This is a genomic window from Enterococcus sp. AZ048 (assembly GCF_051715125.1).
GTDB classification, from domain to species: Bacteria; Bacillota; Bacilli; order Lactobacillales; family Enterococcaceae; genus Enterococcus_A; species Enterococcus_A gilvus.
Map to the genome: position 1 here is coordinate 2,531,911 of NZ_JBIOTD010000001.1, position 17,472 is coordinate 2,549,382.

Here is a 17,472-nt window from a genome sequence, read left to right on the forward strand (position 1 = left end):
TTTCATTTTACTATTTTTGAGTTACAAATTCAGGCAACAAAAAAACAGAAGAAAAATTCTTCTGTTTTTTTCATTTGACCCATACCACTAGTTTTCCCTTTATAAATCAAGGTTTTCTTCAGGCGGGCCAATCAAAATTTTCTCTAATGGGAAGATTAAAATTACAAACGTTAGAATATTAAAAAGCAGTGTTGGACCTAGGTATCGGGGGACAAAAAAGTCTCCGCTGATGCCTGTTAAACCAAAGACTGACTGCAACAATAAACTAATTAATTCAAAGAGCGTCACACTAATCACAATAGTGAAAAAGAGCGTCAAAATATTTTGCTGGATTGTCTTTTTGAAAAGGTAAAACAGTAGGACCAAGAGTGGGAAAATGACGGCATAAATACCGATAACTCCTATGTAATAAAGGTCATACAAGATTCCTAAAAACAATGACGTTCCTAACAAAAACCGTTCATCTATCACGCGCGACAGGATCAATAGAACCAACAGTGCCAAATGCGCATTTGCAACATAAACATTGTCTGTCAAAGAAGCGATGATCCGCGTGATATGTGCGTCTAGTAAAAATAAGAAAAATAAGAGGAATGGCGTAATATATTTTAAGGTTGTCCGCGTAATCATTCAGTTGCTCCCGCCATTCTTTGGATAATCGTTACGACTGAGATATCATACATTTGCGCATAGGGTTTAATGTAGACCTCGCGATTTAACCCATAGCTATCTGGCTTGACCTTGACAACTGTTCCAATAGCAAGGTCTGCTGGAGAGTTCCCACCTAAACCGGACGTTTGAACGACATCGCCTTCTTTGATGTCTTCTTCGCCAGTAATTTCCGATGCGATTAATTGTTGCGATTTTACGTCGTATTTATTTAATACTCCGAAAGAATTTCCCTTGCCGGAACTTATTTTTACTGGAAAATGGTTGCTGCTTTTATTATCTGATGTTAATAACTGGATTTTAGATGAATGTGCATTTACTTCCATCACACGACCAATTAGTCCTTTCTTGGACATGACCGCCATATTTCCCTCAACACCATCGCTGCTCCCTTTGTCTACGATCAGCATATCCTGCCAAGTATCCGGCGAACGGGTAATGACATTTGCCGTTACCTTCTCGTAGCTGGTCAATGTTTGGTTCAATTCTAGCTCGTTTTTTAAACGTTCAATTTCTTGTGCTTGATTTTTTGTTTGCTGTTTCACTTCATCGTATTGATCAACTTCGTTTTTTAATTTTTGATTTTCTTCATACGTGTTCATCAAATTCGACACGGAATGAACGCCGCTGCTAAGCCAACGTCCTGGTGCTGTAATTACTTTATCGACAACACTGATCGTATCATTCACAGCTGATTGGACGATATTCGTGTCGCTGTCTTTCGCACGATTCGCTGCAGTAATCGAAACAGTCGCCACAACAACGATAACAACAATTAATATAATAATAATATTTTTATTCGGATTAAACTTTCTCACTTAGGCACCTCTGAACGCTATAATATAGATTGAATTTTACCACTAAATGGCGGTATAAAAAAGCGTGGACGGTTGATTTTAGAGAATTTTAGTATCTCTCATCAAATAAAAAAAGAGCAGCAGATTTGTTTTAAAAAAAACAATCTGCTGCTCCTCTATTTATACATCCCGACTCTGAATCACAGCGATCAATCCCTCCTCAAAGGATACCTCTGCATCACCATACAAAAATTCATTACTGGCTAAACTAGTGGGTTGTGCAAAGTCTACATTTGAGAGTTCATACTTCACATTTTTCAATGTCAATTTTTTTACAGGAACGATACAGCAAAATGCGACATACTTCATCATTGGGTTTTTAGCAATTTGATAACGTCCTGAAGAAATATAATTCACAACATTGCCTTCATCTGCGATCTCTATTTGACTTAAAAATGGCTGAAAGCGCGGCTCAGCGCCTAACCATAGATTGGCTAACAGATGATCCAACCGCCCGCCCGTTGCACCGATCAGCGTTATTTCAGCTTCAGGGAAACGTTCAAAAGCTGTTTGGAGTGCCAATTGTGTATCGGTGTCATCTTTTTCTGCTGGAGAAGTCATCACTTCCGCGACGCTGTCAAATACTTCCTTTTTTTCCTCTTCATTTAGAGAATCAAAATCGCCAATCGCTAAATCAGGAATGATTCCTCGACGCAACAGAAAGAGGTTCCCACGGTCAATTCCGATGACTTTATCGAATTCATTTGAAAAAGCAGGCCAGTGATTTGGATCACCGCCTGCAACAAGTAATATCTTCATTAATCGATAGCCGCTCTCAAAGCATCGATTTTTTCTTGCGGGTTTTCTGCGTCATAGATATACGAGCCGGCAACAAATACATCTGCGCCTGCCTCCGCACATTTTTTAGCTGATTCTGGTTGAATACCACCATCTACTTCAATTTCATACTGGTAGCCATGTTTTTTTCGTAGGCGATCCAATTCTGCGATTTTTTCAACTTGGCTCTCTATGAATGTTTGACCACCAAACCCTGGATTGACCGTCATCACTAAAATCTGGTCTACGTCACCCAAGATATATTCGATTGATTCAATCGGTGTCCCGGGATTCAAAACGACTCCCGGCTTCACGCCTGCCGCTTTGATCATTTGAACCACACGATGAATATGCGGCGTAGCCTCCACATGAGCCATAATGATATCCGCACCCGCTTTTGCAAAATCATTGATGTAATTCTCAGGATTAGCAATCATCAAATGAACATCCAATGGTAATTTAGTTACTGGACGCAAGGCGCTCACGACAACTTGGCCGAATGAAATATTCGGAACAAAGTTTCCATCCATTACATCAATGTGGATGTAATCTACGCCGGCATTTTCAACCATTTTTACTTCTTCACCTAGTTTTGCAAAATCTGCGCTTAAGATCGATGGGGCAATTTTCATAATTAGTACTCCTTTTTCATTTTAATGTATTTATTTTATGCTTTTAAAGCCTTACTCTACTAAAAAACGATCCAGTTCATTATTTATTTTTCTTGTAAATAGGACGACGCTTCTCAATTTCCTGCAGGAATTGCAAGTAATTGTCATAGCGAGTTTGTGCAATCTGCCCTTCTTCGAGAAGGCGTTTTACTTCGCAGCCAGGTTCTTTCACATGACGGCACTCGCGGAATCGACAACGTGGAGCCGCCGAACGGAATTCAGGAAATTCTTTGGGTAATTCTTCAGCAGAGATTTCAAGAAAATCAATCGAGCTGAAGCCAGGTGTATCCGCCACTAGACCATCAAATAAATACAGCAATTCTACATGCCGCGTCGTATGCCGACCACGTCCCAATGAATCCGAGATTTCACCCGTTTCTAAATTCAAATCAGGAGAAACGTCATTCAATAATGTAGATTTTCCTGCACCGGATTGCCCCATAAACACAGTCAGATTTTCCTTAAACAAGTCTGTTAGCTTTTCCTTGTCCTGATCCCCGTCGATTACCGGGTAGCCTAAAGGCTCATAGACAGAACGAATGTCGTCAACTAATGAATGGTCTGAGACTAAATCTGTTTTCGATAAATAAATAATCGGATGGATGTATTTATTTTCTAAAGTCACTAAAAAACGATCCAACAAATTGTAAGAGAAGTTAGGCTCAACTAAACTGGTTACGATCACGCCTTGATCCACGTTGGCAACTGGCGGTCGAACCAATTCATTTTTTCTTGGCAGCAGCTCAAGGATGTACCCCTCACTGTTTTCTTCACTGCTGAAAACTACTTCGTCGCCTACTAAAGGTGTCAGCTTTCTTTTACGAAAATTCCCGCGTGCACGTGTTTGATAGGTCTTTCCTTCACTCGCAACATAATAAAAACCGCTTAGTGCTTTACGAATCTGTCCTTCGATCCGACTCATCTCCTTTTTTGTAAACATCTAACTATTTTAACGTAGATTAACTCCTAATGAGAATCCTTTTACATTCAAACGTACGCCCACAATCATCCAATAGTTCTTTTTCTATCGAATAAGCAAGAGATATATAGTTCAAATTCCATTTTATTGTAGCATACTTTAAAACCATTTTCAGTACAAATGACCTAAAAAACCTTTCCTCATGGAGGAAAGGTTTTTTCTACGGTACGGTTATTGTCTCTGCTTTTGTAACGCTTTTTGTAACAGCTGGTTTTCCATTCCGTTGAATCTCTATTGTAGCGGACCCGCCTTCAGTGGTGGTTACGGAGACAGTCTGTTCTGTCGTAGGCGTATTTTTATCTAATGGGAAGTTTAAAACCTCCACGGCACTCGTGTTTTTTGCATCTTTTAGCATCACGGAAATTGTATCCTGTTTGTCATCCGGCCCATTGAACCGGGCGGAAATCTTCACATCAAATGTATTTTCCTTATTTTCAGGTCCTCTAGAGACATACACTGTCACCGTATCACCTGCTTTTAGAGAAGAAGTTCCCGCTCCCGGGTCTGTTCTTATGACTTTTCCTGCTTCTACCTCATCAGAAAATTCTTGTTGTTCAGAATACTTTAGACCTGAATTTGTAATCGTTGCTTCTGCCGTTGCTTTATCTTGGCCGGTTAAATCATCTAGCTTAACGTAGGCAGAGCCCGAACTGACTTTTAAAGTAATGATATCTTTTGACGTCAAACCAGCCCCGCTTACAGGGTCTTGGCTGATCACTTCATCAATCGAGGCCGTTTCACTTGAAACATTTACACGCTTGATTTGATTTTTTGTCAGCCCTAGCTCCAGCAAACTTTGTTCCGCTTCCGCATAACTCATTTGCGAATAATCACCAATTTTAATTTTTTGAGGACCATCGGATACTTCAAAAGTAATCTCATCTGTCTTTGGATCACTTTTTGTTCCTTCTTTAGGATCTTGACTCAAAATTTGACCACTCGGAGCTGTTTCGTCAAAAATTTTCTTGATACGAATATTTTTTTCGGAGAATCCAATTTTTAGCAGATCTTCCTCTGCATCGTCAATAGTATCCCCTTTATAATTTTTCAGTGAGACCTTTTTCGTTCCCGAACTTATATACAACCGGACAGATTGGCTTCTTTTGATCATAGTTCCAGCATCAGGATTTGTTCTGACTACTCGACCCTTTTTGATAGTATCACTTGGTGCTTCATCGGTTTTACTATCAACAGTCAATTTCGCCGCTTTCAAGGCTGTTCGCGCATCCGCTTCAGTCATATCCTCCACTTGCGGGACAGATACTTCTGCCGAACTAGTCATCATATAGCCTACTACTCCGCCGATCGCCAGCATCAGTAGTAGAAAAAGAAAAACAAAGCGTTTTTTGCCTTTTTTCTTCTTCGGCTTTTCTTCTGGTACTGGCGGTTCTTCTTTTGGTTTTTCAATAGCCGGTGCCTCTTCTGGCTGGATTGGCGTCAATACTTTCGTTTCATCAAGCATCACCGTTGGCTGCCAAGGCAATTCATTTACGCGTGCTGGTATCAACGCTGTTGAAAGATCCGCCGCCATCTCATCAGCAGTCTTATAGCGATCTGCTGGATCTTTTGCTGTAGCATGCATCACGATATTCTCTAAGGCTTGGGGCACTTCAGGATCAAAGCCTTTTACTGAAGGCATGTCATCTTGAAAATGTTTCAAGGCAATCGTTACCGCAGATTCTCCGTCAAACGGCACACTCCCAGTGATCATTTCATACAATATGATCCCTAAGGCATAAATGTCTGATTGCTTCGTTGCCATACTGCCTCGGGCTTGTTCTGGAGAAAGATAATGCACAGAGCCTAGCATGGAGTTGGTTTGGGTCAGAGAGGTTTCTGACAAGGCGATCGCGATTCCAAAATCAGTGATTTTAACAACGCCTGCCTGATCCATCAAAATATTTTGCGGCTTCAAATCACGATGAATAATGCCGTGAGCATGAGCCAAACTAACCGCAGATAGTATTTGTTCCATAATATCTATAATTTTGCCGTAAGGAATTGGCGATCGCGACTGGATATAGCGTTTCAGATCCATTCCTTTTACATATTCCATGACTAAATACTGCATGCCGCTTTCTTCATCTACATCGTATACACCAACGATATTAGGATGAACCATTTCGGTCGCCGCTAACGCTTCACGCTGGAAACGACGAATTGCAGTTTGATCATTTTGAAAGTCAAAGCGTAATATTTTGATGGCAACATCACGATCCAAAATTAAATCGTGGGCCAAAAAGACGTTTGCCATACCGCCGCTACCGATGCTGGCGATGATTTTATAGCGTCCATTGACCAACTTGCCTATTTCAATCATGGACGAGCCTCCCCTTCAAAATGGATCAGCAAGACAGTAATATTGTCTGCACCACCAGCATCATTGGCAGCATTGATCAGCTGCTTCGTTTTTGCTTCCAATGTTTGATCGCTTTCTACAATTGAAAGAATATTTTCTTCGCTCACCATATTAGTCAATCCATCTGAACATAGCAGCAAATAGTCATTCTGATGGCACGCATGCTCTGAAACATCCGTTTTGATTGTTCCAGCTATCCCTACTGAACGAGTCAGTACATTTTTTTGCGGATGGATTGCTGCCATCTCTTTCGTGATCTCCCCAGACTTCAACAGCTCATTCACTAATGAATGATCATCTGTCAATTGCTGCAATTGACTATTTTGAATCAGGTACGCACGACTATCGCCAACATGTGCCAGAACGAATTTCTCGTCTAATAAAGCTGCGCTGACAATCGTTGTTCCCATTCCTTGCATCTCTGGATGCGCGATTCCTTCTTGATAGATTGCTTCATTTACTTTTTGAATTTCTCCTGTAAACCAGTGCCCAGCTTCCTCAGGCTGTGCAATCGTCGAGGTTGACCAAGCAGCGCCTAAACCGTCAACAGCCATTTTGCTAGCAACATCGCCAGCTAGATGCCCGCCCATGCCATCAGCTAATATCGCTAAATACATACCTGCTTGATTGGTAAAAACATTTGCATAGTCTTGATTCATGTTGCGCCGCTTGCCGATGTCTGATTGAAATTGGATCTCCATCTTTTTGTCCACCTCATTTATCTATTTTTTTCGCATTGCACAAATAAAGAACCCGTCTGTCATAAACATTTCTGGATATAAAACCAACATTTGATCATGGATCGCTGGTTCTAATTTCGACTCTAAATTTAAGTCGATCTTTTCGAAATTTGAATTTTCATTCAAAAACTCATTCACCACTTGCTGATTTTCTTCTTTAGCCGTTGTACATGTACTGTATACCAAAATCCCCCCTGATTTCAATGTGGGGGCGCAATTCTTTAAGATTTCTAGTTGAATATTAGGTAATTGAACAAAATCCTGCGGCTGTTTCTGGTATTTGATGTCCGGTTTTCTGCGCATCAAGCCCAAGCCTGAACACGGTGCATCCACTAAAATACGATCGAAGCTTTCTGATGGGAAATTCTCCGCGGCTTCTCGCGCATCCATCTTTTTCGTTACGACAGTATCTGAGACCCTCAAACGTTCTGCATTTTCGCGTACTAGCTTTAACTTATGGTCATGAATATCTAGAGCAGTCACCGAGCCTTCATCATTTAGCAAAGCCGCAATGTGAGTCGTCTTTCCTCCAGGAGCTGCACAAGCATCTAGCACCCTTTGACCCGGTTCAATTTGCATAGCTTGAGCAACGAGCATCGAGCTTTCATCCTGAATGGTCAGCCACCCATTTTGAAACAACTCGCTGCCTGCTAGAAACCCTCGGTCCGCAACGATACCATAGGGTGACAGCTCACTGATGCGTGCTTCTATTCCATCTTCTTCTAACGCCTCAATTGCTTCTGCTCGTGTTAAGAAGCGCAAATCAATTCGTGCACTAACACGACTCGGCTCTAGCAAAGAGAGACCTAGTTTGCGCGTTTCTTCTTCACCAATCTCTGCGACAAATTTTTCTGTTAAAAATTTTGGTAAGCTGATTTCCGTTGCTAAGCGTTCAATAGGGTCCAAAATCAAGTCTAGCGAAGGCGCTCCTTCACGTTGGAACGAACGCAGCACCCCGTTGACAAACTTTCCTGTCCCAGGATTTCCTTTCGCCTTAGCGATTTCTACTGCTTCGTTGATGATCGCATGGTCTGGGACTCGATCCAAATAAAGCATTTGATAAATGGAAAGCTGCAATAGGCTCCTGACCCACGGATCGACTTTCTTCGCTTTTTTGATAAATGGCTCAATATCGTAGGCTAACAGCAGCTGACGACTAATCGTTCCATAAACAAGCTCTGTTAGCAATGCAGTATCCTTGCCATCCACTTGATTCTTTTGGATCAACTCGTTTAGCAGCAAATTGGAATAAGCACCGCCTCGATTGATACGTTCAATGGCTTCTAAAGCTGTAAAACGAACAGACCGCAATAATTTTTTTGGAATTTTTCCCATTAGCCCACCTGTTGTCCTTCTTCGATTGTTTGTCCGCTGCCATTTAGAAAGGCTTGGATCGTTTGTTTAGCCTTGCCTGCAGGCTGCAATTCTTCAATTGCTAGAACCGTGCCCTTCCCACATGCGATGTGTAAGGCTTTTTTTGTGCGCGCTGTGATTGTTCCGGGTTTCGCTGACGTCGTTTCTTCTACGGGCGTTGTGTGGAAGATTTTCCATCGCGCACCTTCGTAGGTGGTAAATGCTACAGGCCACGGATGCATTCCCCGAACTTGATTGTCTACTTCTTCAGCCGTTTTTTCCCAGTCAATCGCTTCTTGCTCACGACTGATATTTGGTGAAAAGGTCGCTTCTTCTTCGTTTTGCGGTAATGGCTTTAATTCACCTGAAATGATTTTAGGCAAGGTTTCCAGCAGCAAGTCTTTACCCACTCGGCTTAGTTTTTCAAACATGGTACCGACATCGTCTTGCTTAGTAATCGCAATCTTTTGTTGGCTGAAAATACCGCCAGCATCCATTTTCTTGATCATCTCCATGATCGTTACGCCTGTCTCAGCTTCACCCTCCATGATAGCGTAATGAACGGGGGCGCCGCCACGATATTTTGGCAATAAAGAGGCATGAACATTGATTGCTCCCAATTTAGGAACTTGCAGTAATTTCTCTGGTAAAAACTGGCCGAAAGCAGCCGTAATCAATAAGTCAGGGGCTAGTTCTTTGATTTTCTCCATTTCAGGTGACCCGCTGATTTTTTCTGGCTGCAATACCAACAAGTCATGCTTCAGTGCTGCTTCTTTCACCGGTGTTGGTGTGATTATTTTCTTTCTTCCCACTGGTCGATCTGGTTGTGTCACCACTGCAGCGACATCATACCCTGCTTCAATCAAGCTCTCTAAAATCGGCACTGAAAAGGCCGGTGTTCCCATAAATACAATTTTAGTCATCCACGTGTTCCTCCATATACCGTTCTAAGTCTTCTGGTTCAATTTTTTCGATCACTTGGTCAATAAATAGTTTTCCGTCTAAATGATCAATTTCATGCTGAAAGGCTCGGGCTAAATACCCATAAGCCGTTACTTCCATCTCCGAACCTTCACGATCATAATAACGCACAGTCACTTCATCTGCGCGCGCAACTGTTCCATAGGTTTCAGGGATTGAAAGACACCCTTCCACGTCAATACTAGTTCCCTTACGTTCAATAATCTCAGGATTGATAAAATCAAAACGATCGCCTTCATCAACTTCTACGACTGCGATACGGAGATTCTTGCCGATTTGGGGTGCCGCAAGTCCGATTCCATCATGGGCAACCATTGTTTCGTACATATCGTCTAATAAAGTGACGATCTCATCGGTGATATATTCGATCGGTGCTGCTTTTTTTAACAGTCGATCATCCGGGTGAATAATAATTGGGTAACGCATAGACGTCCTCCTTATTCCTATTAATGTATTTATTTTTCTTTCAGAAAAATAAATTTGATGTTCATGCCGTATATCATTCCACTAGTTTCTTCATCTTGATTTTCTTAATTTGCTGCTTCGATTATTCTCATTAGTTACTGCTAAAAAGTGGAACTGACATCCTTATTCCTATTAATGTATTTATTTTTCTTTCAGAAAAATAAATTTGATGTCATGCCGTATATCATTCCACTAGTTTCTTCATCTTGATTTTCTTAACTTGCTGCTTCAATTATTCTCATTAGTTACTGCTAAAAAGTGGAACTGACATCCTTATTCCTATGTCTTAAATAAAATACATAGGTTCATTGTCAATTGCGATCAGCAAGCCTTGCCGCTGGTCTTTCTGGCTCACCTGTAAAATATCTTCTAACGCAGCTTGCAGCTTAGGTTCTTTTTTATATTTAATGATCAATTGGTAATAGTAACGGTTTTTTATTCTTAAAATGGCTCCCGGCGTCGGCCCTAGCAAAATACTCTGAGGACTTAATTGCTGCCGTAGTTTTTCTGCTAATTGAAAAGCTTTTTGCGCCGCGCGCATCTCTTCTTGATGAGAAATCGTCACTTTGACTGTGTAATAATACGGCGGGTAATCTGTCTGATGACGAATCTGCATCTCTTGTTTAAAGAAGCTTTCATAGTCATGATGTTGCGCTAATTGGATCGTATAATGTTCTGGATTAAAGGTTTGGATGATGACTTCCCCGGCTTTTTCTCCACGTCCTGCGCGCCCGCTGACCTGGGTCAGCAACTGGAACGTCCGCTCACTAGATCGGAAGTCTGGCAGATTCAATGCTGTATCAGCATTCAGTACACCGACGAGTGTGACATTCGGAAAGTCCAATCCTTTCGCAATCATCTGAGTTCCCAGCAAAATGTCTGCTTCCTTGTCTCCAAAAGCAGTCAAGATTTTTTCATGTGCGCCCTTACGGCGAGTCGTATCTACATCCATCCGAAGCACTCGTGCTTCTGGGATCAGCTGCTCTAATTCCTCTTGCACTTTTTCAGTTCCCGTTCCAAAATAGCGAATCTTATCTTTTCCGCAGTTTGGACAACGATGAGGGATGCCTTCTTCATGTCCACAATAATGGCATCGCATCGTTTTCGTATCCATGTGGAGTGTTAGGGATATATCGCAGTTCGGACAAGGCAAAACAAATCCGCAGTCACGGCACATCACAAATGAAGAGTACCCACGACGATTTAGCAGAAGGACACTCTGTTCACCTTTTGCTAAACGGTCGCGCAACTTATCTTCTAACGCTTCCGAAAAAGAGGAATTCAGCCGACGCTGCATCTCTTCTCGCATATCAACGATCTCAACCTCAGGTAATTTTGCCTGTGCATTGGCACGTTCTGTCAATTTCAATAAGCGGTAAACACCTTTTTGCCCTCGCGCCCGCGATTCTAAAGAAGGCGTTGCACTTCCTAAAACTACTGGACATTGTTGATATTTCCCACGCCAGATTGCTAAGTCTCTAGCATGATAACGCGGTGTTTCTTCTTGTTTATAGCTTGTCTCGTGCTCTTCATCAATAATGATGACGCCTAGATTTTCTAAAGGAGCAAAAATTGCTGAACGGGCACCTACGACTACATGGGCCTCTCCGCGTTCCAATTTTCGCCATTCGTCATACTTCTCTCCTTGTGACAATCCGCTATGCAATACAGCTACTTCGCTGCCAAATCGAGCTTTGAAACGTGTCGCCATCTGCGGTGTTAACGAAATCTCAGGTACTAGCATCATGGCTGTTTGTCCTTGCGCCAGTACATCTTGGATAACTTGTAAATAGACTTCCGTTTTTCCACTGCCAGTCACGCCTTCCAATAAGAAGACTTGATGCTCCTGATCGGCACTTTTTTTGCTGATTTCTTCATACGCTATTCGTTGCTCTGGATTCAAATCCAAGGCAGACGTCTGTTGAATGTTTCTATTCGCATAAGGGTCCCGATATTTTTCTACCGCGACAAATTCCAACCAGCCTTTTTTCTCTGCTTGATTCAAGTTGGCTAAAGAAAAATCTTCTGCCTTCATTTGCTTAACGGCAATCAATTCTTCTTCAGGCAGTGCCGCTAAATAATCCAGCAGCTGTTCTTGCTTATGCGAATTTTTCCGCAGTGTTGTTTTTAATGACTCCTTCTTTTCTGGCTGGAATAACCGTTTGATATATCGTTCGGTCTTCACTTTGTTTTTTGTATGTACTTCGTAGCGCAGCTCCACGATCCCTTGTTCTCGAAGAACGGCCAGTTCTTTCAGCCAGCCTTTTTCTTCTGCGTCTTCCCAAGTCAGCGACTCGGCATCGCCAAAATATTTCTCTCGAACATCGGCGTCCTCAACAGAAAGATATAGGCGCTTTTGATAATCCGCCTTCATGACGCTAGGCAGCATTGTTTGCAAGCAGGTCACTTTGAATGCAAAGGTCGTTTCCTTCATATAATCTGCCAATGCCAATAGTTCTTGGTTTAATACGGGTGCTAGATCCAATACGCGAATAATTGGTTTTAAGTTGTCCGGCAAAGGCTCTGGGGCTGTTTCAAAACCAACGACAAACCCTTGGACATGGCGTGAGCCAAAACCAACTTCTACACGCATACCGATTTCTACCGCTAATTGAGGCGGGATCAAGTAACTGAAGGGTTGATCCGTCTGCATCGCCGGCACATCTACGATCACTTGTGCTAATTTCATTTCTTCCGCCTCCATTCTTAAACAGTGTACTAAATTTTCTCTATGTACGTCTAAATTTATGACAGTATGTAACACAAAAAGAAGGGATTGCGCCAAAAGTATTGGTACAATCCCATTTACGCTTCATTCGTGAGAGAACAGTTACGCTTAGTTTTGTTCGTTGCGAATCCGTGCTTCTAGATCACGTTGGTCACGTTCACGTTGCAAGTGGCGTTCTTCTTCTTCCATTTTCAACCGTTCGCGTTTGATTTCTGGATGCGGATCGTTAATCACAGCACCGGCATCGATTTCTTCTAGGGCTTGCCCTACACTTTTTACAGATTCAAAAGTTTCTAATGTTGGTTGTGCACCGGCATCTAATTCATGGGCACGTTTGCTGGCTAAAATAACTAATGAATATTTTGAATTTACATGGTCTAACAATGTATCAATTGAAGGTTTTAACATCATAAGCTTATATCTCCTTTAACATTTTTATATAGTTGCCAATGACTCGGTCTACTCGGTAATGCTCACTGACGATGATATCTTTGATACGATCAACAGCTTTGAATACTTCATCGTTAACGACAGCATAATCATAAAGGGCCATCATTTCGATTTCTTGGCGTGCAACACGCATGCGTTCTTCGATCACTTCAGGGCTGTCCGTACCGCGTCCAACGATCCGCGCTTTTAATTCTGCAAGATCCGGCGGCGTGAGAAAGATGAAGACGCCGTCTGGGACTTTTTCTTTTACTTGCTGCGCCCCTTGGACCTCAATCTCTAAAAAGACGTCCTTGCCTTCGTCCAACGTTTGGTTCACATAAGTGAGCGGTGTGCCATAATAATTTCCAACATACTCTGCATATTCCAGCATTTCGCCAGCTTCAATCATGGCCTCAAATTCTTCTTTGGTGCGGAAATAATAATCGACACCGTCTACTTCCCCTTCCCGCATCGGACGGGTGGTCATTGAGACAGAGTATTGAAACTCGTTATCGTCTCTTTCAAAAATGGCTTTTCTGACCGTTCCTTTTCCAACTCCGGAAGGTCCCGACAATACAATCAACAGTCCTCGTTCAGACATACTAACGCCCTTTCATGCTCTTTTTAGCTAACGCCTATTGTGCACTTTTTTTGTGAATATTTCAAGAGGCATCGTTGACCCGCACGCTATTTCTTAGAAAAACAGCTATTTATTCAACATTCTGAATCTGTTCGCGAATTTTTTCTAACACCGTTTTTAATTGGACAACGATATCTTTGATCTGGATAGGGCTGGATTTTGACCCGATTGTATTGACTTCACGATTCATTTCCTGCAAAAGAAAATCCAATTCCCGTCCTACCGGTTCTTTTACCTGCAGCAGTTTTGCTAATTTCTCTAAATGGATACTCAGCCGATCCAACTCTTCATGGATATCGCCACGTTCCAATAAAATTGCTAATTCTGTCAGCAATCGATCTTGGTCAACCGTATTGCCTAAGTATTCCTCCAGCTTCGCTTGATAACGCTGCTGAAAATCGGCTTCGTATTCGGTCACAAACCCGTTCAGCTTTGTCACCAATGCTTGAACTTGCTTATTGTAGTCTGCCAGCACCTTTTGAATCCCTGATCCTTCATGCTCCCGGCTAGCCGCCAGCTGCGTAAAGGCTTCACTAGCAACCGTTTGGACCAATTCTTCTAACGTGTCTTCTTCCGTCGGCTGATCTACCAAGGTCACAAAATCGGATTGTTCCATCGCCTTCACCAGCACCTGCTCTACTGGAAAATCGACAACACCAAAATGTTCTTTTCCACCTATTTGAAGCTCAGTAACTAATTGGTTTAGCAGTTCCCAGTTTACTGAAACTTTCTTATTGCCGCTTTTTAGGGGAGCAAGGTTAATGAATACATCCACCCGACCACGTTGAATTTTCTCTTTTGCGGCTTTGCGGATCAACGCTTCAAAGGGATTCAATTCTTTGGGCATCCGAATCTGCAAATCTAAGAAGCGATTGTTGACACTTTTTAACTCAATCGTTAACTCATAGGCTTCGTTCGTTTTAGCCGCTTGTCCGTATCCAGTCATACTTTTCATGCGCTTTTTTCCTTTCCTTCGCTACATATTTGCGAGCGTCTCTTTCAAAATAGCAAATTCTTCATTGCTTAATGTAACACCTTTTCCCATTTTCTCATGGTCAGGCGCCCAATCACGCAAATCAAATTTTGGCGGGCGTTCATTCCAGCTCACTAAGTTCAGCTCTTTGTGCCAGCCCTTCAGATTTTCCGACAGCACAGCGATTTCTTCCACGATCTCATAATTAAATTCTGCCATTGTAATTCCTCCAAATTTATATGTATTCCGTATTTTCCTTATTGTTATAGGTAAAAAACGATTAAATAGAACCCTCACGTATATAGTTTAAAAAAAGTGCCAGCAGCGTCGGAATCGGCCAACGGTGGTAAAAAGATTTAAAGGCGCCTTTTCTCTGATACAGTTGCAGCACGTGGTAATAATCTGAAAACACATTATGATTCTCAATAAAATCTTCAATCTGCTCTTGGACAGAGAACGGGATCGTCCCTTTGACCGGCATCTCAAATTGCTGCAAGAGGATCTCGATAAATTCTTCCGGGGTATAGACTTTCACTGGTGGTACCTTTACCCAATAGGCAAAGAATTCCAAGAAGGCTAAGCTTAGCATCTCTACCGGGATACTTTGTCGAAAATATTTTTGCAGTTCTGGATAAAGAGACGCTGCGTCAATTGGAAATGCTTTTTTAACACTGCGTAAAAAGTTTTTTGTTAACGTTTCAAAATCAGCATGATCCTCAAAAAAGTAACGATAGCCTTGCAACTCTCCAAATGCTCGTTTAGCCTCTAAATAGCCCAGATCAATATTTTCTGACGAACGATCACTATGAAACAATAATAAATCTCCCAAACTCCACGGACTGGCCAAATATAGCTCAGCAATTCCGTCTGACAACCGATATTTCCTATCTAGTCCAGGACCATGAACATCTACTATGATCACCTCAGTAATCGGCTCTCTCAAAGCGATATCCACGGGTAAATTGTTGCGATAGCCCCCGTCTACATAGAACTCACCCTTTAATTTTGCCATTGCCATCATGGGGAAAAAGGCGGAAGAAGCTAGCAGCCAGTCAATAATCTCTTCTTTGGGGCAATCATTCAACGAAACAATGACTTCCTGAAAAGCCGGAACTTTTGTTGTCACGATAGAAAATGGGCAACCCATCTGAATCTTTTTCGGATCCAACCGTTCCTCCAGCAACCTTCTAAGCGGCTCGGAAGAGAGTCCTTTTTGTTTTAAAGAGGTTCGAATAAAGGTTCGCAATTGATCGACCTGCGCGGAAAAATCCAGTATCTCCACTTCTTTAAAGGTAATATCTAAAACCTTGTCCGTTTCAATTTCTTTCCATAGAGAGAAGGCCTGGTCATAGTCCCCTTGGGCAATCAATGCGCCATTTAGCCCTCCGACTGACGTACCCGTAATCACTTCAAATTGAATGTTTTTCTCCAATAGCGCTTTCCAAACACCGATTTGATAGGCACCACGCGCACCGCCGCCACCTAAGACAAGTCCTGTATGATAGACCAATTCTTTCTGCCAGATACCTTCATTGAAATGATACCCTTGCGTCACTAACCATTGCTGAATAACCAAGTTTGCCTCAAGCTTCAATTGTATGGATCGTTTGAACATTTGACGGGCTGTCGTTTCTAATAATTGAAAAGCGGTCTGCCAGTCCATTTCAGTTGAAATCAACAAGTTAGTGATTCGCCAAGTCTCTCCGGCATCGACTTTCTCTATTAACAGCCATTGAGAATCACGCTGAACCCAATACCCTTCCCCGCGTCTGACAGCAGCAAAAAATTCTGAACGCGCTTGTCCGTGAGAGGGATAGAAAGGAAAAAGCAAATGTGATTGCTGGAACACTTTCCAACTCGCTAATAGATCCGAAACGTACATCCTTTTGAGCGTCATCTAGGCCTCCTTGATTACTGTTGTGACTGATACATTCAGTGTCTGTGTCCAGTATAGCAGAAATTTTACCGCAACAAAAAGCGCAACAGAACCTGATTGTTCTGCCACGCTTTATTTTTAATATGTTCGTTGTTCCATTTCAAAGGCTTTGAGCATCGTATCTGTCGCATTTTTTGTCGGTGTGATCGCCGTCAGCTCTCCTTGAACAATAATCCGTGTAACGCCCTCGATCTCGCCACAAGTAATCAAGGTGACTTGTTGTTTGTCTGGATGCACATCTAAATATTTTACTTCTGTCGGCTGCACGCGGACTTTCAACGTCGTTTTGTAGGTATAAATATTGTGTAGATCGGTTAGATAGATCAAATCGCCTTCTTTGATGCTATCAAGTGGTGTAAACAATAGGCCAGGCCGATCCGCACGGTGGCTGGCTAATGCATAATTTCCTTCGCCCATTTTTTGGTCAGGAGACAAGGTTCCTGCACCATAAAAGAGGACTTCATTGGATAAGCCTTTAAAAATAGGCAGATTGATCTCTACAGAAGGGATCGCAATCCCGCCGATCACAGGCAAGCGCTTGTTACTCAACTGTGCTTGCAGCACGGCTTCTGTGCTGACTGGCTGTACAGCATCAAAATCAAACGTCTCTTCTTTTTGCATATTTTTATCGATTTCAGCTTGATCGAGTTGGGACACGGCATAACGTTCGCCATTATGCTGCATCAAAAAATACTTGATCTGATTATTGAAAATCAAAGCCAAACCTACTAAAAGTAATAAGAAAAGAAAAATATTAAGGATCCAATTTCTTTTTTTCTTCATCACAAGCCTCCTGCATTCTCCCGCTAATCATATCATACTCTTTTAGAACCGGTGATACTACTTTCACTTACTACAAAAAAAATTAAAAAAAGAAATAATTGCATTAGGGATTCGTTATTTATTAAAATCATT

The 17,472-nt window shown here is 42.0% G+C and carries 17 protein-coding genes; all 17 read right to left on the reverse strand.

The genetic code is table 11. The features are described from left to right. Positions 1 to 99: 99 nt before the first annotated feature. The 17 genes from mreD to IGI66_RS12480 all read right to left on the reverse strand — a co-directional run bounded on the left by mreD (position 100) and on the right by IGI66_RS12480 (position 17,340). Positions 100 to 630 carry a rod shape-determining protein MreD gene (mreD, locus tag IGI66_RS12400; protein WP_010779610.1) on the reverse strand — a complete coding sequence of 177 codons (531 nt, stop codon included), beginning with the start codon at positions 628 to 630 and terminating at the stop codon, positions 100 to 102. Then, positions 627 to 1,487 carry a rod shape-determining protein MreC gene (gene mreC / locus IGI66_RS12405; RefSeq protein ID WP_010779609.1) on the reverse strand — a complete coding sequence of 287 codons (861 nt, stop codon included), beginning with the start codon at positions 1,485 to 1,487 and terminating at the stop codon, positions 627 to 629. Before mreC ends, mreD begins: the two co-directional genes overlap by 4 nt. 159 nt (positions 1,488 to 1,646) lie before the next feature. Then, positions 1,647 to 2,285: a thiamine diphosphokinase gene (locus IGI66_RS12410; RefSeq protein ID WP_288226116.1), complete on the reverse strand. Its 639-nt coding sequence runs from the start codon at positions 2,283 to 2,285 to the stop codon at positions 1,647 to 1,649. Beyond that, positions 2,285 to 2,935, reverse strand: coding sequence for a ribulose-phosphate 3-epimerase (gene rpe / locus IGI66_RS12415; protein WP_010779607.1), 651 nt, complete (start codon positions 2,933 to 2,935; stop codon positions 2,285 to 2,287). Before rpe ends, IGI66_RS12410 begins: the two co-directional genes overlap by 1 nt. 79 nt (positions 2,936 to 3,014) lie before the next feature. Continuing rightward, on the reverse strand, positions 3,015 to 3,896 hold the full coding sequence (gene rsgA, locus IGI66_RS12420) for a ribosome small subunit-dependent GTPase A (RefSeq protein WP_288226128.1): 882 nt from the start codon (positions 3,894 to 3,896) through the stop codon (positions 3,015 to 3,017). A gap of 217 nt (positions 3,897 to 4,113) precedes the next feature. Beyond that, complete coding sequence (gene pknB, locus IGI66_RS12425) at positions 4,114 to 6,273, reverse strand: Stk1 family PASTA domain-containing Ser/Thr kinase (protein WP_438849145.1); 2,160 nt, start codon at positions 6,271 to 6,273, stop codon at positions 4,114 to 4,116. Further along, entirely contained in the window at positions 6,270 to 7,013 is a 744-nt protein-coding gene (locus tag IGI66_RS12430) for a Stp1/IreP family PP2C-type Ser/Thr phosphatase (protein WP_438849146.1), read from the reverse strand. The genes pknB and IGI66_RS12430 overlap by 4 nt, the downstream gene beginning before the upstream one ends. A gap of 21 nt (positions 7,014 to 7,034) precedes the next feature. Further along, entirely contained in the window at positions 7,035 to 8,387 is a 1,353-nt protein-coding gene (gene rsmB, locus IGI66_RS12435) for a 16S rRNA (cytosine(967)-C(5))-methyltransferase RsmB (protein ID WP_438849147.1), read from the reverse strand. Next, positions 8,387 to 9,328, reverse strand: a complete 942-nt coding sequence (gene fmt, locus IGI66_RS12440) for a methionyl-tRNA formyltransferase (RefSeq protein ID WP_086306416.1) — start codon at positions 9,326 to 9,328, stop codon at positions 8,387 to 8,389. Before fmt ends, rsmB begins: the two co-directional genes overlap by 1 nt. Then, positions 9,321 to 9,812 (reverse strand): peptide deformylase, encoded by a 492-nt coding sequence (gene def, locus IGI66_RS12445; RefSeq protein WP_086306415.1) that lies wholly within the window; start codon positions 9,810 to 9,812, stop codon positions 9,321 to 9,323. The genes fmt and def overlap by 8 nt, the downstream gene beginning before the upstream one ends. A 325-nt stretch (positions 9,813 to 10,137) precedes the next feature. Continuing rightward, positions 10,138 to 12,540: a primosomal protein N' gene (gene priA / locus IGI66_RS12450; RefSeq protein ID WP_314579614.1), complete on the reverse strand. Its 2,403-nt coding sequence runs from the start codon at positions 12,538 to 12,540 to the stop codon at positions 10,138 to 10,140. A gap of 147 nt (positions 12,541 to 12,687) precedes the next feature. After that, positions 12,688 to 12,990 (reverse strand): DNA-directed RNA polymerase subunit omega, encoded by a 303-nt coding sequence (rpoZ, locus tag IGI66_RS12455; protein ID WP_010779599.1) that lies wholly within the window; start codon positions 12,988 to 12,990, stop codon positions 12,688 to 12,690. A 4-nt stretch (positions 12,991 to 12,994) separates the two neighbouring features. Beyond that, entirely contained in the window at positions 12,995 to 13,609 is a 615-nt protein-coding gene (gene gmk / locus IGI66_RS12460) for a guanylate kinase (protein ID WP_010779598.1), read from the reverse strand. Positions 13,610 to 13,718: 109 nt separating this feature from the next. Beyond that, entirely contained in the window at positions 13,719 to 14,603 is an 885-nt protein-coding gene (locus tag IGI66_RS12465) for a YicC/YloC family endoribonuclease (RefSeq protein WP_438849148.1), read from the reverse strand. Between the two features lie 21 nt (positions 14,604 to 14,624). Then, positions 14,625 to 14,840, reverse strand: coding sequence for a YdbC family protein (locus IGI66_RS12470; RefSeq protein ID WP_438849149.1), 216 nt, complete (start codon positions 14,838 to 14,840; stop codon positions 14,625 to 14,627). A gap of 61 nt (positions 14,841 to 14,901) precedes the next feature. Beyond that, the gene (locus IGI66_RS12475) at positions 14,902 to 16,518 is read right to left on the reverse strand and encodes a patatin-like phospholipase family protein (protein WP_438849150.1); all 1,617 of its coding nucleotides are present in this window, start codon (positions 16,516 to 16,518) and stop codon (positions 14,902 to 14,904) included. Between the two features lie 117 nt (positions 16,519 to 16,635). Further along, entirely contained in the window at positions 16,636 to 17,340 is a 705-nt protein-coding gene (locus IGI66_RS12480; RefSeq protein WP_010779594.1) for a class A sortase, read from the reverse strand. Between the last annotated feature and the right edge of the window lie 132 nt (positions 17,341 to 17,472).

What these genes read in the sequence shown, in the direction of transcription:
- IGI66_RS12470 (WP_438849149.1), bottom strand. Translation starts at nt 14,840, where the DNA reads ATGGCAGAATTTAATTATGAGATCGTGGAAGAAATCGCTGTGCTGTCG.
- IGI66_RS12465 (WP_438849148.1), bottom strand. Translation starts at nt 14,603, where the DNA reads ATGAAAAGTATGACTGGATACGGACAAGCGGCTAAAACGAACGAAGCC.
- def (WP_086306415.1), bottom strand. Translation starts at nt 9,812, where the DNA reads ATGCGTTACCCAATTATTATTCACCCGGATGATCGACTGTTAAAAAAA.
- rsmB (WP_438849147.1), bottom strand. Translation starts at nt 8,387, where the DNA reads ATGGGAAAAATTCCAAAAAAATTATTGCGGTCTGTTCGTTTTACAGCT.
- rsgA (WP_288226128.1), bottom strand. Translation starts at nt 3,896, where the DNA reads ATGAGTCGGATCGAAGGACAGATTCGTAAAGCACTAAGCGGTTTTTAT.
- mreD (WP_010779610.1), bottom strand. Translation starts at nt 630, where the DNA reads ATGATTACGCGGACAACCTTAAAATATATTACGCCATTCCTCTTATTT.
- priA (WP_314579614.1), bottom strand. Translation starts at nt 12,540, where the DNA reads ATGAAATTAGCACAAGTGATCGTAGATGTGCCGGCGATGCAGACGGAT.
- IGI66_RS12475 (WP_438849150.1), bottom strand. Translation starts at nt 16,518, where the DNA reads ATGACGCTCAAAAGGATGTACGTTTCGGATCTATTAGCGAGTTGGAAA.
- gmk (WP_010779598.1), bottom strand. Translation starts at nt 13,609, where the DNA reads ATGTCTGAACGAGGACTGTTGATTGTATTGTCGGGACCTTCCGGAGTT.
- IGI66_RS12410 (WP_288226116.1), bottom strand. Translation starts at nt 2,285, where the DNA reads ATGAAGATATTACTTGTTGCAGGCGGTGATCCAAATCACTGGCCTGCT.
- IGI66_RS12480 (WP_010779594.1), bottom strand. Translation starts at nt 17,340, where the DNA reads ATGAAGAAAAAAAGAAATTGGATCCTTAATATTTTTCTTTTCTTATTA.
- fmt (WP_086306416.1), bottom strand. Translation starts at nt 9,328, where the DNA reads ATGACTAAAATTGTATTTATGGGAACACCGGCCTTTTCAGTGCCGATT.
- rpoZ (WP_010779599.1), bottom strand. Translation starts at nt 12,990, where the DNA reads ATGATGTTAAAACCTTCAATTGATACATTGTTAGACCATGTAAATTCA.
- rpe (WP_010779607.1), bottom strand. Translation starts at nt 2,935, where the DNA reads ATGAAAATTGCCCCATCGATCTTAAGCGCAGATTTTGCAAAACTAGGT.
- IGI66_RS12430 (WP_438849146.1), bottom strand. Translation starts at nt 7,013, where the DNA reads ATGGAGATCCAATTTCAATCAGACATCGGCAAGCGGCGCAACATGAAT.
- pknB (WP_438849145.1), bottom strand. Translation starts at nt 6,273, where the DNA reads ATGATTGAAATAGGCAAGTTGGTCAATGGACGCTATAAAATCATCGCC.